The organism is Streptomyces sp. NPDC001714 (genome assembly GCF_042892755.1).
Taxonomy (GTDB): Bacteria; Actinomycetota; Actinomycetes; order Streptomycetales; family Streptomycetaceae; genus Streptomyces.
In genome coordinates, this window is sequence record NZ_JBIAUL010000001.1 from 269,971 (window position 1) to 286,802 (window position 16,832).

The following is a 16,832-nucleotide window of genomic DNA, read 5'->3' on the forward strand; positions in this document are numbered from 1 at the left end:
CGGGGTGGCCGCCCTTCGGCGTGTTCCGACTCTGCACACGGAGCCGATCCGAATCGTGGGAACAACGATTAATAATCATGGCGAGGCGGCCAATATTGATCATGTTTCACCATTGAGCGGTGAATTTATCCGCTGAGGCAGCGTAAAAGCTACGGTATTAATCCCGTCCATGAATCGTTCAACTGTGAGGGATAGATGCCTACCGCCGAGTCGAACCCGAGCGATTTTCCGGCTCCTCGTCGCTGGACGCAGCGATCGAGTTCCATCCCCTGGGTTCCCGGCAACGTGGACCAAATGGTCCCGAACTTGTGTGGGCTGTTGCGGGACGTCGAGCGAGACGGGGAGGTGGAAAGGGCGTTCACCTGGCCCGCCACCGGTGCCGGAACGACAATCAAGGCGGCCGTCCACGGCCTTGGATCCTGTGGACTCATCGTGAAAGCAGGGGACACGCTGAGCCTGACGCGGGAAGCCCGTTTCTTCCTCGATGGTGAGGATGCCGACTACTTGGCCGCAGTCCTTCATGCGAACGTACGGTTCATGGGAGAGATGCTGAGGGGTATTGGTTCGGGACGGAGCCATGCCGAACTCAACGAGGTGGCCGAGAATTCATATGGTTTGAAGTGGGGCACTCTCGACCAGGTACGCCGACGTTCGAGTTGGTTCCGGGCCCTCGGTCTTGCGGAGCTGTGGAGTCACAGTAACCAGGTGGTGCTGACCGATCGCGGCCATTCTCTGTGTACCGCTCTCCAGTTGGCGCAGACCAATGAAATCCCGGGTTTCGCAGACTTGCATCAGAAAACACCCGAGCTGAAACCCGCAGGGCCTCTTGCGCTCGCGGAAACGGCGGCTCTCGACCAGAACGTGCTGGTCAACCGAAAGCCGCAGTGGGGATACCTCGCCGGCGGCGGGTCGCTGGATAACTTCCGGATTCTTACGGATCTGGCGTTCCCTCGCACGACCAAAGACGACTATATTCGACAATGCGCTGAACAATTCACCGTCAAGGAATCTTCGGCCGAGCAGACACTGTGGACGCTCCGGGCCCTGAACATCCTCGAACAGGTCGGCATGCACACCTTCGCCCCTACGCCGGTGGCCGTCGAGTGGCTCGAGTCCGGGAACCCGCTTGACCTGGTGCGCATCCTGCATTCCAAGGTCGCGTTGGTCGGCGAGGTCCTGTCGGCTCTCTACGAGGAGTCGGACACCGGCGCGATCCTACGCTGGCTGACTCTCGGGTTCCCCGCCCATCGGCTCTCTCGTGGGGAGCTGACGCGGCGGCTCGCCATTCTGAACGACGCGGAACTCGTCGAGCGCATCGGCCACACACGGTACCGGATCACCCCCCTGGGGGAACTGTTCCACGATGCTCTTCCATGCCTGGAGCCAGCCGGATCCCACCACTCATCATCTCGGGCGATCGAGGAAGCCGGGCCGTCCGAAGCCTCGGCCGCGGAGATTGTCAACCATGGGCAGGAAGTCCTTGACGCCGCCGTCGACAGCGCCAATCCCCGACGGTTCGAAGAAGCCGTTGCCACATCCTTTCGTCTGCTGGGGCTGAACGTCGAACAGTACGGTGGGCCCGGAAAGACAGACCTGGTCGTGGTCTTCTGGATCTCGCCCACCAAGCGGTGCCGTGTGACGGTCGAGGTCAAGACGGACTCGGCCGGTGTGGTCCATGAAAATGACATCAAATTCGACGCTCTGGAGGAGCACCGGAAGATTCATGATGCGGAGCGGGTCATCGTGGTCGGCCCCGACTTCGGGGGGCGACTTCCGCAATGGGCCATGAGTAAAAGCATCCCTCTGATCTCCGCCGGCAACATCGCCGAGTGGATCAGTCGCTCTCGGCGTGCGCGGCTCTTTCCCCAGGAGCTGTTCTACCTCATCTTCTCCGAGTCCGCGGACTCTGTCTGGACATCCGTCGCGCGGAATCTCGACGCCATCCGCCAGGTCACCAGCGCTCTCTGGGAGAGCGGGAACGACGAGAACGACATCGAATTCAGCGGAGGTGCGCTGACCGTTCGCGACATCTGGCGTATGAGCAAGGGGACCGAGAAAAACCCCCTCAGCCCCAGTGAGATCGAGGATGCGCTCGCCCTGCTGAGTAATCCGCTGCTGGCGGCGTGTACCAGTATGAAGAACGGCGAATTCACCTCGACAGCGCCACTCCATCTCGTCGCGGCCCGCCTGCGCACCTTCGCCGACGTCCTGGAGGACGGCCTGCCCCTGATCACCGGAGGGCCCGACGTGGACCGTCACGCGCCCCCGCCGGAGCCGGAAGAAGCCGAGGCGCGGAATTCGGGCAGGGCCGTTCCCGAAGTCGTCCCGGAACAGGTGCGGCGTTGGGCCAAGGCGAACGGACGGCCGGTCAGCTCCAAAGGGCGCCTGCCGAACAGCCTCGTCGCCGAATATCTGGCCGGGGTCGACACCACCTGAACGCCGCTCGCTATGGAATCCCCAACTCGAAGATCACGTAGTGCGCGTACCACCCCGACGCCACCGCCGCCGTGGAGAAGAACACCACCAGGCTCGGCCACCTCAGCCGGGCCATCGCCGCCGCCGGGGCCAGGAGCAGCGGGAAGACGGGGAGCAGATAGCGCGGGGTGTTGCCGAACATCTGCTGGGTGCCGAGGATCGTCACGATCGAGGCGAGGGTGTACGCCGTCAGTACCAGCGGTGGCCGTTTCCGCAGCAGGAGCGCGACGAGGAACGGCAGCGCCAGCACCACCTGCACGGCGATCAGGTCCGGGACCGCGTAGGCGAAGAGGTAGTCGCCGTGCCCCACCGCCACGTTCCGCAGCACGTCCAGGGTGTACGCGCCGAAGTCGAAGTAGTGGGCCCAGGCCTCGCGCTGGAGCGAGAAATACGCGCCCAGGTCCCCCATCGACCAGCCGACCCAGGCGATGTAGGTGAGCAGGCCGAGGGGTGCGGCGATCGCCGCGTACAGCGGGGCCGCGACGCCCTGCTCGCGCCGCCCGTCCCGCCGTACCACCGTCACCAGGGCCGCCAGGCCGACCGCGCCGATCAGTACGGCCGCCGTGGGACGGCTCAGGCCGGAGAGGAAGGCGAGCAGGCCCGCCGTCACCCAGCGGCGTCTCATCACGGCGTGGCAGGTCCAGGCGGCGATCGCCACGAACAGGGACTCCGTGTAGACCGCCCACTCGACGCCGGCGGCGGGGGCCACGGCCCACAGGCCGGCCGCGATGGTGCCGGCCCGGGCGCCGGCGAGCAGCGAGAGCACGGCGTAGATGCCGGCCGCCGCGACGAAGGAGCAGAGGACGGAGACGAGGATCGCCGCGCCGTACAGGCCGAGGCCGGTGACTTCCGAGACGGCGCGGACCAGACCCGGGTACAGGGGGAAGAACGCGACCGAGTTCTGCTCGGCGCTGAACTGGCCGCCCGGGGCCAGGGGCCGGAGCGGCTCGGGGTGGTAGCCCTTCTGCGCGACCTGGAGGTACCACCAGCCGTCCCAGGTGGACAGGACGTCCCACCAGTGGGCGCCGCCGCCGAAGCGGGGGTCCTTGTCGCGGTAGTCACCGGCGGACGTCAGCAGCCAGGCGAAGACGAGGAGGCCGGTGAGCTTGGCGGCGCCGTAGAGGGCGAGGGGCGGGAGGTAGGGGCGGGCGGCCGGGGGCAGGCGGGTACGCGGCGGTCTTTCGGTGGTCGGCGCGGTGTTGCTCTGAGCTGCGCTCATGCGTGTGCTGCCTCCCAAAAAAAGCGCGCCGTGCGCAGTGCCGCGCGTGGTTGTCGGGCGGTTGCAGGCCCGTGGTGGCTGGTCGCGCGGTTCTCCGCGCCCCTGACGGGGCGCTCAAGCGAGCCCCTGATCAGAAGATCTGATCAGCGTCGCACAGCCGTCGAACCGATCCCCGACACCCCGCGCCGTCTTCCGTTCGCGTCTCGTTCGTCTCCGTGGTATATCGGAAGGCGCCCCAAAACCCCAGCTCACGCCCCCCGCAACCGGTCCCCCTCCTTTTGTTTTGACCGGAGTCATTGCGCTGGGTACGCTCAGACCTTGTGCCTGGGGTGTGCCCTGATCCTCGTGCGTGCCTTCAAACCGCACCGGAGTGACGAAGCGGCCACCGCGATCCGCGCCCCTTCTGCCTCGCGGCAGGAGTTCACGGAATCCGACACACCCGACCGCGTGGGTCGGCGACGTTCCAGGTTAGCTTCACCAATCGGCACACAGAAACCGGAGAAGTAGTGCCTACGATCCAGCAGCTGGTCCGCAAGGGCCGGCAGGACAAGGTCGAGAAGAACAAGACGCCCGCACTCGAGGGGTCCCCTCAGCGTCGTGGCGTCTGCACGCGTGTGTTCACGACCACCCCGAAGAAGCCGAACTCGGCCCTGCGTAAGGTCGCGCGTGTGCGTCTGACCAGCGGGATCGAGGTCACCGCTTACATTCCGGGTGAGGGACACAACCTGCAGGAGCACTCCATCGTGCTCGTGCGCGGCGGCCGTGTGAAGGACCTGCCGGGTGTTCGCTACAAGATCATCCGTGGCTCGCTCGACACCCAGGGTGTCAAGAACCGCAAGCAGGCCCGCAGCCGCTACGGCGCCAAGAAGGAGAAGTAAGAATGCCTCGTAAGGGCCCCGCCCCGAAGCGCCCGGTCATCATCGACCCGGTTTACGGCTCCCCTCTGGTGACCTCCCTGATCAACAAGGTGCTGCTGAACGGCAAGCGCTCCACCGCCGAGCGCATCGTCTACGGCGCCATGGAGGGCCTGCGCGACAAGACCGGCAACGACCCGGTCATCACGCTCAAGCGCGCTCTCGAGAACATCAAGCCGACGCTTGAGGTCAAGTCCCGCCGTGTCGGTGGCGCCACCTACCAGGTCCCGGTCGAGGTCAAGCCCGGCCGTGCCAACACCCTGGCGCTGCGCTGGCTGGTCGGTTACTCCCGCGCCCGTCGCGAGAAGACCATGACCGAGCGTCTGCTCAACGAGCTTCTCGACGCTTCGAACGGCCTCGGTGCGGCCGTCAAGAAGCGCGAGGACACGCACAAGATGGCCGAGTCCAACAAGGCCTTCGCGCACTACCGCTGGTAGTCGCTACCCCCATCGAGACCGAGAGAAGACCGAAGCCTTATGGCTACCACTTCACTTGACCTGGCCAAGGTCCGCAACATCGGGATCATGGCCCACATCGACGCGGGCAAGACGACCACCACCGAGCGGATCCTGTTCTACACCGGTGTGTCGTACAAGATCGGTGAGGTCCACGACGGCGCTGCCACCATGGACTGGATGGAGCAGGAGCAGGAGCGTGGCATCACGATCACCTCTGCTGCCACCACCTGTCACTGGCCGCTGGAAGACGTCGACCACACCATCAACATCATCGACACCCCGGGCCACGTCGACTTCACCGTCGAGGTGGAGCGTTCGCTGCGCGTGCTCGACGGTGCCGTGACGGTGTTCGACGGCGTCGCCGGTGTCGAGCCGCAGTCCGAGACGGTGTGGCGTCAGGCGGACCGCTACGGCGTTCCGCGTATCTGCTTCGTCAACAAGCTCGACCGGACCGGTGCCGAGTTCCACCGCTGCGTCGACATGATCTCTGACCGCCTCGGCGCTCAGCCGATCGTCATGCAGCTCCCCATCGGTGCCGAGGCCGACTTCCAGGGCGTCGTGGACCTCGTCCGCATGAAGGCGCTCGTGTGGTCCGCCGAGGCCACCAAGGGCGAGATGTACGACGTCGTCGACATCCCGGCCACCCACACCGAGGCTGCCGAGGAGTACCGCGGCAAGCTGCTCGAGGCCGTGGCCGAGAACGACGAAGAGATCATGGAGCTGTACCTGGAGGGCGAGGAGCCCTCCGAGGAGCAGCTGTACGCCGCGATCCGTCGTATCACCATCGCGTCCGGCAAGTCCGACGGCACCACCGTCACCCCGGTGTTCTGCGGTACCGCGTTCAAGAACAAGGGCGTTCAGCCCCTGCTCGACGCGGTCGTGCGCTACCTCCCCTCCCCGCTCGACGTCGAGGCCATCGAGGGCCACGCCGTGAACGACCCGGAGGAGGTCGTCAAGCGCAAGCCGTCCGACGACGAGCCGCTGTCCGCGCTGGCGTTCAAGATCATGAGCGACCCGCACCTCGGCAAGCTCACCTTCGTCCGGGTCTACTCGGGCCGCCTGGAGTCCGGCACCGCCGTGCTGAACTCCGTCAAGGGCAAGAAGGAGCGCATCGGCAAGATCTACCGCATGCACGCGAACAAGCGTGAGGAGATCGAGTCGGTGGGCGCCGGCGACATCATCGCCGTCATGGGTCTCAAGCAGACCACGACCGGTGAGACGCTGTGCGACGACAAGGCCCCGGTGATCCTGGAGTCCATGGACTTCCCGGCTCCGGTCATCCAGGTCGCCATCGAGCCCAAGTCGAAGGGCGACCAGGAGAAGCTGGGCGTCGCGATCCAGCGCCTGGCCGAGGAGGACCCGTCCTTCCAGGTCCACTCGGACGAGGAGACCGGCCAGACCATCATCGGTGGCATGGGCGAGCTGCACCTCGAGGTGCTGGTCGACCGTATGCGCCGTGAGTTCAAGGTCGAGGCCAACGTCGGCAAGCCGCAGGTGGCGTACCGCGAGACGATCCGCAAGGCCGTCGAGCGCGTCGACTACACCCACAAGAAGCAGACCGGTGGTACCGGTCAGTTCGCGAAGGTGCAGATCGGCATCGAGCCGCTCGAGGGTGGCGACACCTCGTACGAGTTCGTGAACAAGGTGACCGGTGGCCGCATCCCGAAGGAGTACATCCCTTCGGTGGACGCCGGTGCGCAGGAGGCCATGCAGTTCGGCATCCTCGCCGGTTACGAGATGACCGGTGTCCGCGTGATCCTGCACGACGGTGCCTACCACGAGGTCGACTCCTCCGAGCTCGCCTTCAAGATCGCCGGCTCGCAGGCCTTCAAGGAGGCCGCGCGCAAGGCGTCCCCCGTGCTCCTTGAGCCGATGATGGCCGTCGAGGTCACCACGCCCGAGGACTACATGGGTGAGGTCATCGGCGACATCAACTCCCGCCGTGGTCAGATCCAGGCCATGGAGGAGCGGGCCGGTGCCCGCGTCGTGAAGGGCCTCGTGCCCCTCTCGGAGATGTTCGGTTACGTCGGCGACCTGCGCAGCAAGACGTCCGGCCGGGCCAGCTACTCCATGCAGTTCGACTCCTACGCCGAGGTTCCGCGGAACGTCGCCGAGGAGATCATCGCGAAGGCCAAGGGCGAGTAGGTACCGCGTTTAACGCGGCGCGCACACACGCCTTAGGCTTGACCCCGGAGCCTCACGGGTCGTTCCTCCGCATTCGTGGCGGAACGACCCGGGGCCCGGGACCCAACAGCAAAGATCACCTGGCGCCGACTGAACCCAGGCGTACAGAACCACTCCACAGGAGGACCCCAGTGGCGAAGGCGAAGTTCGAGCGGACTAAGCCGCACGTCAACATCGGCACCATCGGTCACATCGACCACGGTAAGACGACCCTCACGGCCGCCATTACCAAGGTGCTGCACGACGCGTACCCGGACCTGAACGAGGCGACCGCGTTCGACAACATCGACAAGGCGCCCGAGGAGCGTCAGCGCGGTATCACCATCTCCATCGCGCACGTCGAGTACCAGACGGAGACCCGTCACTACGCGCACGTCGACTGCCCCGGTCACGCGGACTACATCAAGAACATGATCACGGGTGCCGCGCAGATGGACGGCGCGATCCTGGTCGTGGCCGCCACCGACGGCCCGATGCCGCAGACCAAGGAGCACGTGCTCCTGGCCCGCCAGGTCGGCGTTCCGTACATCGTGGTCGCCCTGAACAAGGCCGACATGGTGGACGACGAGGAGATCATGGAGCTCGTCGAGCTCGAGGTCCGTGAGCTCCTGTCCGAGTACGAGTTCCCGGGCGACGACCTGCCGGTCGTCCGCGTCTCCGCGCTGAAGGCGCTGGAGGGCGACGCCGAGTGGACGCAGTCCGTGCTCGACCTCATGACCGCCGTCGACGAGAACATCCCGCAGCCCGAGCGTGACGTCGACAAGCCGTTCCTGATGCCGATCGAGGACGTCTTCACGATCACCGGTCGTGGCACCGTCGTCACCGGTCGTATCGAGCGTGGTGTCCTCAAGGTCAACGAGACCGTCGACATCATCGGCATCAAGACCGAGAAGACCACCACCACGGTCACCGGCATCGAGATGTTCCGCAAGCTGCTCGACGAGGGCCAGGCCGGTGAGAACGTCGGTCTGCTGCTCCGTGGCATCAAGCGCGAGGACGTCGAGCGCGGCCAGGTCATCATCAAGCCGGGCTCGGTCACCCCGCACACCGAGTTCGAGGCGCAGGCCTACATCCTCTCCAAGGACGAGGGTGGCCGCCACACGCCGTTCTTCAACAACTACCGTCCGCAGTTCTACTTCCGTACGACGGACGTGACCGGCGTCGTGACCCTCCCCGAGGGCACCGAGATGGTCATGCCGGGTGACAACACCGAGATGAAGGTGGAGCTCATCCAGCCCGTCGCCATGGAAGAGGGCCTGAAGTTCGCCATCCGCGAGGGTGGCCGCACGGTCGGCGCCGGCCAGGTCACCAAGATCAACAAGTGATCTTGGCCCGCAAGGGCTGACCAGGCAGGTCTGAAGGGGCCCGTACGACTTCGGTCGTACGGGCCTCTTCGCTGCTTCGGCAGGAACTCACTGCATGTTCTGCACGGGCGGATGGTCGTACGACGCCTCGCACACGTACACCTGGAGGCTGTAGCCGCGCCCGATGGCGATCTGCGTGTCCAGCGCCGGTCCGAGGAAGTGGTAACCGGTGTATCCCGCGTCCTCCACCGGTGCCCAGCTGCCGCTGCCGCCGTCCCACTCGGTGCCGTCGATCGTGAGCAGGGGCCGCACCCCGGCGCCGCACTCGGCGCAGGCCATGGGGAACGGGTCGGAGAAACTCCAGGGCGCGTGTCCCCCGAGCTTCCATCCCGGGGCGACGGCCAGGTCGTACTGGTAGCAGACCTCCGGCTCCTCGTCCTCGCCCTCGACGCCCTCCTCCCACTCGTGGATCCGGTCCGCCAGCTCCTGAGGCAGCTCGTGCGGGGCCGGGTACTCGGTGACGGTCTCGGGGTGCAGCACACACGGCTCGGGCAGATAGTCGTCGCTGCCGATGACGGCGGGCCGCGGGGGAGCGGCGAGCGCGGTCACGACATCGGCGGCCCGGCGCCAACGCAGCTCGACCCTCGGCGAGTAGTCGTCCTCGGGATGGTCGAAGGCGCACCACAGCACCTGGAGCAGATCGGCGCCCTCGGGCCGGGGCAGTGTCGGCACATCCGCGGCACGTATCTGCGCGACCGGCACCAGCGGCACTGGCCCGTCCAGGGCTGCCCGGTACGGCGTGGTCCCCCGGTCGACCAGCGCGCGCTCCTCCTCGGTCAGCAGGTCGGCGCCCTCGGCGCGCGGCCGGGCCCAGGCCTCGCGCAGGACACGCCGGCCGACGTGGACGTCGTCCGGCGCCACACCGTGCTGCCAGGGACCCGCATGCTCCGGACAGGTCGGCCACGGCTCTTCGGCCGGCCACAGCAGGGGCCCGCCGACGGAACTGCCGGCCGCGGTGGGCGCACCGGCGCGGGGATGCAGACGGACGGCGGTGCGGGCGAGCGGAGCCAGTTCGGGGAAGACCGCGGTGATGTCCAGGGGGCGGGGCGGCGTCGTACGGGTCGTCATGGCCGGAGGCTACCGGCCCGGTCTGACAGCACCGCCTCGAAAGTATTCGTCGCGTACGACCCGTTCCCCCCAGGGGCCCCTCGCTCCACTATTTGTCATGCCGCTGACCAAATTCGGGTGGAGGGCTGAGGCATGTCCGTGCGTCGTAGGACCGTCCTGGGTGCGGGGCTGGCCGCCGTGCCCGTACTCTCGTCCGGCGTCGCGTGGGCCGGGGACGACGGCGCACCGAGGGCGACCGACCCCGGCGCGTACATCTCCTTCACCGGCGGGGCGTTCTCGCTGGTCGGCGCCCCGGTCGTGGTGAGCGCCGACGACCACCCCGGAGTCGTCCGGGTGGTGGGCGACCTCCGTGACGACATCGAGCGGGTGACAGGCGTACGGCCGGCCGCGACGATCGCCCGCCGAGCGGTCCTCGTCGGCACGATCGGCCGCAGCCCGCTGATCGACGCCCTGGTGGCGTCCGGCAAGCTGGACGTGACGGGGATCCGGGGCCGCTGGGAGACCTCGCTCCAGGCGGTCGTCGACCACCCCATGCCCGGTGTGGACAAGGCGTTCGTCATCGCGGGCAGCGACCCGCGCGGCACGATCTTCGGGGCCTACGACGTCTCGTACGGGATCGGCGTCTCGCCCTGGCACTGGTGGGACGACGTCCCCCCGGTCCACCGCGACCAGGTGTGGGTGCTCCCCGGCAGGTTCACGCAGGGCACGCCGGCGGTGAAGTACCGCGGCTTCTTCGTCAACGACGAGAACCCGGCGCTCGGCACCTGGGCCCCGGCGTACTTCGGCCCCGGCAAGGCCCCGGGCTATCCCGGCGGCTTCAACGCCGACTTCTACGCGAAGGTCTTCGAGGTCCTGCTGCGGCTGAAGGGCAACTACCTCTGGCCCGCCGTCTGGGGCCGGGCGTTCGCGGAGGACGACCCGGCGAACCACCGCACGGCGTCGGCCTACGGTGTTGTCATGGGCACGTCCCACGAGGCGCCCATGATGCGGGGGATCGAGGAGTGGAACCGCCACGCGGCCGGCGGCACCGACCCCTACGGAGGCACGGGCGAGTGGTCCTACCTCCGCAACGCCGAGGCCATCCGCGCCTACTGGCGGGCCGGCATCCAGCGCATGGTCGACGAGGGCATCGAGGGCGTGGTCACCCTCGGCATGCGCGGCAACGGCGACACCGGCCTCCCCGACGGCGACGGCATCGAACTGATGCAGGAGATCATCGCGGCGCAACGCCAGATCATCGAGGAGGTGACGGGAAAGCCGGCCGCCGAGACCCCCCAGGTGTGGACCCTGTACAAGGAGGTCCAGCGCTACTGGGACCGCGGGCTGCGCGCCCCCGAAGACGTCACGGTGGTGCTGACGGACGACAACTGGGGCAACATCCGCAAGCACCCCTCGCCCGAGGAGCCGCGCGATGGCGGTTACGGCCTCTACTACCACTTCGACTACGTCGGAGCGGGCCGCAACTACAAGTGGGTCGACACCGCGAACCTCCGCAACGTCTGGGACCAGCTCCACCAGGCGCACGCCTATGGCAACCACGGCCTGTGGGTGGCCAACGTGGGCGACCTGAAGGGGAACGAGCTCCCGACGGAGTTCTTCCTCGACTACGCCTGGAACCCGGACCGCTGGACCTTCGACCGGCTGGGCGAGTGGGAGCGCAGATACGCCCGCCAGAACTTCGGCGCGGAGGCGGCGCCGGAGATCGCCGAACTTCTTGCCGCGTACGGCCGGTTGCAGGCGCGCCGTAAGCCGGAGCTGCTCAACCGCCGCATCACTCTCTCCGGCGCCGGCGAGGTGGTCTACGACGACCGGCAGACGCCCTTCTACTTCGGCCACGACGAGCTGGAGCGGGTGGCGGAGGAGTGGCGGGACCTGGGGAGACGGGCGAAGCGGATCGCCCGGCGGCTCCCGGCGGCCGTCCAGGACGCGTGGTTCGAGCTGGTCGGTTACGAGGTGACGGCGACCGCGAACCTGTACGCGCTGCGCGAGGCCGAGTTCACGAACCTGCTCTACGCCCGCCAGGGCAGGGCCGCGACGAACGACCTGGCGGCGCAGGCGGAACAGGGCCTGGCGGCCGATCTCGCCCTTGCCGAGCGCTTCAACACCCAGGTGGCGGGCGGCAAGTGGCAGGGCTTCCAGACCCAGCCGCACATCGACTACGGGGACGTGGACCGGTACGGCCCCAACGCGCCCTGGCAGCAACCGGAGAAGGACAACGTGGCCCTCCCGGACGTGCTCTTCCCGGCGGTACGGCGGATCGAGGTGCCGGAGGCGGCCGGACTGGGAGTGTCGGTGGACCCCGACGCGGGGTCCATGACCCTGCCGCCGTTCAGCCCCTACCAGACCAGGCCGCAGCAGTACGTCGAGATCTTCAACCGGGGCCGTACGCCCTTCGACTACCGGGTGTCGGTGTCGGCGCCGTGGCTGACGGTGGACCGTCCCCGTGGCCGGGTGACGGACCAGGTGCGGGTGGTGGTGCGGGTGGACTGGTCCCGGGCCCCGGCCGGCCGTGCGGAGGCGACGCTGACGGTGAGCGGGGCGGGGGAGTCGGTGACGGTGGGGTGCGTCGCCGAGCGGCCGTCTCCTCGTGGGCTGCGGGGGTTCGTGGAGGCGGGCGGCTATGTGGCGGTCGAAGCGGAGCACTACGACCGCGCGGTCGGCGAGTGGCGCCGGCTGGACGGGATCGGCCGCACCGGGGCGGGGATGACGGCGTGGCCGGTGACGGGCGGCCGGGGCGACTCCCCGGACTCCTGGCCCCGGCTGGAGTACCAGGTCAGCCTGGTGTCGGACGGCGAGGTGACGGCGTGGGCGTACCTGTCCCCCCGCAACCCGGCGCTGCCGACGGGCACCGGTCTGCGCTACGCCCTGTCCTTCGACGACGAGGCGCCCCGGCCCGTCGACATCACGGCCGGCGCGGACGACGGCCTCCTGAACGCGGTCTGGGCCCGCAACACCTCCGACAACGTGAACCGCACGGCGACTCGGCACACCGTGGGATCCGGCGTCCACCGCCTGACGTTCTGGTCGGTGGACCCCACGGTGGTGGTGCAGCGGCTGGTACTCGACACGGGCGGCCTCACGCCGACGTATCTGGGGCCGCTGGAGAGCCGGCGGCTGTAGTGGCCGCCGGCTCCGCGGGACCCAGGGCTCAGCCGAAGGCGAGCTTTCCTGTCCAACTGCCGATCACCGTGGTGTAGCCGCCGATCGCAGCCTTACCGCCGAAGTAGAGGCGCACGCTGCCGCTGCTCATGTGGGCGTACAGGTCGGGGATCCCATCGGCGTTGACGTCCGGGACGGCGAAGAAGCGCGGCACGTCGGTGCTGGACCAGCCGCTCGCCGCGTATTCGGCGTCGAAGCCATCACCACTCGCCGCCGCGGTGGCGAGGGAGAGGACGTCGACGCCGGTGCCGGCCGAGTTGGCCTTGCCCTTGCGCAGGAGCAGCCGTCCGGAGTCCGAGCGGTAGATCATGTCCGGGATGCCGTCACCGCTGATGTCGGCGACCGTGACGAGGTCCCGGGTGGTCCAGGCGCTGCCGGTGTTCAGCAGCGTGGCACCGGCGAAGGAGCCGCCGGTGTAGCCGGTGAAGGCCCAGTACTGGGTGCCGGAGGTCATGAACAGGTCCGGCTGGCCGTCGCCTGTCACGTCCCCGGCGGCCAGGATCTGATCGAAGGCGGACGGGTCGGGGACGTTGACGCTCGCCCCGCTGGTGTCCGTGCCCTTGGACGGCAGCAGGATCGGCAGCCGGGCGCAGGTGTTGAAGCCGCCGAAGCCGTCACCGGGGTAGACGTAGAGCTTGCCGTCGCCCATGCGGGCGATCAGGTCCTGGAGTCCGTCGCCCGGGTAGTAGTCGCCGGTATGGGTGATCAGCGCCCCCTTCCAGCTGAGGTCGGAGGAGGTGCAGCCGTCGGTGTAGGCGGTGTTCTTGGTGACCTTGCCGTAGGACGGGTTCATTCCGACGAACAGGTCGCCGTCCTTGCCCGAGGGGTAGTCGCGCAGGGTGTACGAGGGGTTCCCGTTGTCGTCCGTGGACTCGTTGACGGTCAGCAGGTCGGGCTTGTCGTCACCGGTGAGGTCGGCGGCGGACTCGTCACGGTCGCTCGGGCTGACGAAGATCCGGTAGGAGTTCGGGGCGGCCGATTCGTTGCCGGCAGCGTCCACGGCCTTGACGTACAGGACGGCGATACCCGCGAGCGGTGGTGTGACAGAGGCGACCGCTGTGTACGAATTTGTCTTCACCACCTCGCCCGATGTGGTGGTGCAACTGGTGCCGTCGCCCACGGTGGCGGTCTTGTCGTAGGTGGTGTTGTTCCAGCTGTAGACGTACTTCGAGGCCCGGTCCCACGGAAGGTTCCAGAAGGACATGCAGCCGGAGTGGCCGAAGGTGGTCCTGGACCACTGGTCCTCGCCGCTGTCGTTGTCGACGTCGGCCTCGTCGAAGTCGTCGGACGAGACGATCGGGGTCTTGGGGGCGACCGTGTCGATCTTGAAGTAGCAGGTGTAGCTCGTGGCGGACGTGCCGCCGCTGCCGCCCGTGTCGTCCTTGACGTACACGTTCCAGGAGTACGTCCCGTCCTTGAGGACGTAGTCGCCGCTGCTGTTGGTGTTGTCGAACGTGTAGCTCGTCGTGCTCTTGCCGGAAGCGGACGCCTCACGGTTGTAGACCGTGCCGGTTCCCACGTTCTTCAACGTCACGTGCATGACGTCGAGGTCGTCCTGGCCGTCCGGGTCGGAGGTGGCTGCCGAGAATACGATCTGGTCGTTCCCGCCGATCGTCACGTAGGGCGAACTGGTGGTGCACTTGCCCGGGCTCATCTTGAGCTTGGTCGGCTTGTTGGGCTTGGTGTTGAAGGTGACGTCGATGTTCGGGCCCGCGTTGTCGTTCGTGGCCTGGAACTTCTTCCACGCGTACTGGTCGTCCTCGTTCGAGGCCTGGATGCCGAGGGTCCAGTGATTCAGGCTGTGGTCGGCCGCGTACTGAGCCGCGCTCTCGACGTCGAAGGTCGTGTTCCCGGCCGCGCATCTCTTCTCGTAGCCCTTCGCGTACGACTTGGTGTCGAGGCGGGCCGTCCAGCCGGGCTGGTTGGACCAGCTGGTCTTCTTGTCGATGTCACCTGTCCGCCACACCTCGACGTCCTTCTTGGTGCAGGACCAGGAGTAGGTCTCCTTCATGTTCAGGGTGGCCTCGGTGACGTCCGTGGTGCGCACCTTCTCCGGCCACTCCATGGTGAAGAAGGAGCGGCTGGTGCCGTAGGTGTCGGACTCGTAGCCGGCGCGCGCCTCGTTGGTGCCCTTGTTGAAGCCGCGGCCGTTGAAGAAGGTCGCGGTGTTCCAGCTGCCGCGCTTGTAGACGGTCGTCCAGTTACCCGCGTCCGTGTTGGTGTTCGGGTCGATGAACACCGGGTACCTGGTGCTCGCCTTCGTCAGCATTTCCTGGTCGGGCGTGATGGTGATGGTGCCGTTGTCCGCGAGCGTGGGATCGATGCGGGACGAATGGGTGCCGGGCTGCGGACCTGCGAGACCGGGCAACTCCTGGTCGATGGCGGTGACGGACGGGACGACGACCGAGTCCTCGTCGCCGGCCGGTTCGGTGGTCGCCGGGTCGGCACCGGCTCCCGCAGCCGCGCTGTCGCTCGCGGCCGGGGAAGCGGTGGCGTCGCCGTCGGTTTCCGTGGTCGCGGTCGGTCCGGGGGTGGCGTCGGCGAAGTCCGAGTCGGCGTTCTGGTCGTCCTCGATGTCCCGGCGAGCGGTGTCCGACGCGTCGCCGCCGGCGGTGGCAGTCGGCTCGGCGGAGGAGCCCGGCGTGGTGCTCGGTGTCGGGTCCGGGTCGTCCTGGCCGCCGTCGGGGTGGGTCAGGTTGTCGGTGGCGGCTTCCTTGCCCGCCGAGTCCCACATGAGCAGGGTCGGGGTGGCCGCCACGTCGTTGCCGTCGGCGTCGTAGGCGTGGACGGAGCCGCTGCGCGAGTCCAGCTTCATCGTCAGGTCCGGGGAGGACAGGCCGTACGAGATGGTCTTCAGCGCGGGATTGGCCGCCGCCTGGGCCGACTTGACGACCAGTACCTCGGAGAAGCCGCCGTCGTTCGCGGCGACGACCAGGTCGACGCCGGGGAGTACCTCGCGGTACAGCGCCTCGTTGCTCTCGACCTCGGGGGCGGGCAGGGTGCCCGGCCAGGTGAGGTTGATGATGTGGCCGGCGGTGGTGAGGGTGACGAGGGTGCTGGTCGGGTCGTCGGCCGCGGAGTCCGCGCGATAGGCAGCGGGGTGGACGTAAGAAGCCTTATTCGCACGGGACTTGGTGGCCTTCCCCCTCGTGCCGCCCGAGAACACCACCGGAGTGGTCGTGGCTGTCGTGGCCCAGTTCCCGTCGGTCGTGCGGCGCAGCGTCGGGTCGATCGCTCTCCACTTGCCGTCGACCTTCGTGCGTACCGGTGAGACGTGGATGCGGGTGGTGAGGGTGTGGTCGGGGTTGGCCCAGGTGGTGGTCTTCGCGGTGCGGGCGGTGACCACCTCGACGGACCTGCCGGTGCGCTTGGCGAGGGCGCGGGCCTCGGTCTCCGTGCGGGGGTGCGGTGTCGCCTCATGCTTCGCGGTGCCGTTGCCGCTGTCGTGGTCGGGGAGCAGCACCCAGGCGGTCGCGGCGGCCACGATCAGGGCCAACAACCCGGCGAGCAGGCGCATGTGGCGGTGGCTCAGGCTGCCTGGCCATGAAGCGGAGGACACCTAACCGTTTCCCCTCTGACGGTGGCGACAAGCGAACGGCCCTCCGCACGCGCACGTTGATGGTCTTTTGACGAGGCATGGGGGGTCCGTGTGCAGATCATGGAGGGATGGGGTGTGCAGGACAAGGTCCTTTGGGGCCGGGGCAGGCGTCTGCGCAGGTCGGACGGGCTTATTCCGCCCTTAAGTGCCTGCAATCTGAGCCCAGTTGGGCAATATTGTCATGCTACCGTCAGTGATCAATCCCACACGCAGTCGAACACTCTGGCGCAGAACTCAACGACTGATCAATAATCCCCGCTGTTTTCTCCTTACTTTCTCCATACCTCTTCACGCGGCTCTTCTTACGTTCGACGGCTTCGTCCGTTTTGCCGACCGGGTGACTTCCCGGCCGTGCCCACCGGGGGGTTCCTTTCGTGTTCGGTCGATCACGTC

At 67.6% G+C, this 16,832-nt stretch carries 9 protein-coding genes; 6 read left to right on the forward strand and 3 right to left on the reverse strand.

Going from position 1 to position 16,832, the window contains the following annotated elements:
- Positions 1 to 195 precede the first annotated feature (195 nt).
- The gene (locus ACFY0P_RS01325; protein ID WP_388905999.1) at positions 196 to 2,436 is read left to right on the forward strand and encodes a hypothetical protein; all 2,241 of its coding nucleotides are present in this window, start codon (positions 196 to 198) and stop codon (positions 2,434 to 2,436) included.
- A gap of 10 nt (positions 2,437 to 2,446) precedes the next feature.
- Here the strand turns inward: ACFY0P_RS01325 and ACFY0P_RS01330 are convergent, their stop codons facing one another.
- Positions 2,447 to 3,694 carry a hypothetical protein gene (locus ACFY0P_RS01330; protein ID WP_388906001.1) on the reverse strand — a complete coding sequence of 416 codons (1,248 nt, stop codon included), beginning with the start codon at positions 3,692 to 3,694 and terminating at the stop codon, positions 2,447 to 2,449.
- 506 nt (positions 3,695 to 4,200) lie between these two features.
- Here ACFY0P_RS01330 and rpsL point away from each other — a divergent pair.
- The 4 genes from rpsL (at position 4,201) to tuf (ending at position 8,575) form a co-directional block, all read left to right on the forward strand.
- A complete protein-coding gene (rpsL, locus tag ACFY0P_RS01335; RefSeq protein WP_003948652.1) occupies positions 4,201 to 4,572 on the forward strand; it encodes a 30S ribosomal protein S12 in 372 nt (123 codons plus the stop codon).
- 2 nt (positions 4,573 to 4,574) lie between these two features.
- Complete coding sequence (gene rpsG / locus ACFY0P_RS01340; protein WP_009330725.1) at positions 4,575 to 5,045, forward strand: 30S ribosomal protein S7; 471 nt, start codon at positions 4,575 to 4,577, stop codon at positions 5,043 to 5,045.
- Between the two features lie 39 nt (positions 5,046 to 5,084).
- Positions 5,085 to 7,211 carry an elongation factor G gene (gene fusA / locus ACFY0P_RS01345; protein ID WP_388906004.1) on the forward strand — a complete coding sequence of 709 codons (2,127 nt, stop codon included), beginning with the start codon at positions 5,085 to 5,087 and terminating at the stop codon, positions 7,209 to 7,211.
- Between the two features lie 170 nt (positions 7,212 to 7,381).
- Complete coding sequence (gene tuf / locus ACFY0P_RS01350) at positions 7,382 to 8,575, forward strand: elongation factor Tu (RefSeq protein ID WP_093499665.1); 1,194 nt, start codon at positions 7,382 to 7,384, stop codon at positions 8,573 to 8,575.
- Positions 8,576 to 8,662: 87 nt separating this feature from the next.
- Here the strand turns inward: tuf and ACFY0P_RS01355 are convergent, their stop codons facing one another.
- Positions 8,663 to 9,682, reverse strand: coding sequence for a hypothetical protein (locus tag ACFY0P_RS01355; protein WP_388906006.1), 1,020 nt, complete (start codon positions 9,680 to 9,682; stop codon positions 8,663 to 8,665).
- Between the two features lie 132 nt (positions 9,683 to 9,814).
- On the opposite strand from ACFY0P_RS01355, the gene ACFY0P_RS01360 reads away from it, so the two are divergent.
- Positions 9,815 to 12,802 (forward strand): glycosyl hydrolase 115 family protein, encoded by a 2,988-nt coding sequence (locus ACFY0P_RS01360; RefSeq protein ID WP_388906008.1) that lies wholly within the window; start codon positions 9,815 to 9,817, stop codon positions 12,800 to 12,802.
- 28 nt (positions 12,803 to 12,830) lie between these two features.
- On the opposite strand, the gene ACFY0P_RS01365 is transcribed toward ACFY0P_RS01360, so the two are convergent.
- Entirely contained in the window at positions 12,831 to 16,358 is a 3,528-nt protein-coding gene (locus tag ACFY0P_RS01365) for an FG-GAP repeat domain-containing protein (protein ID WP_388906010.1), read from the reverse strand.
- Between the last annotated feature and the right edge of the window lie 474 nt (positions 16,359 to 16,832).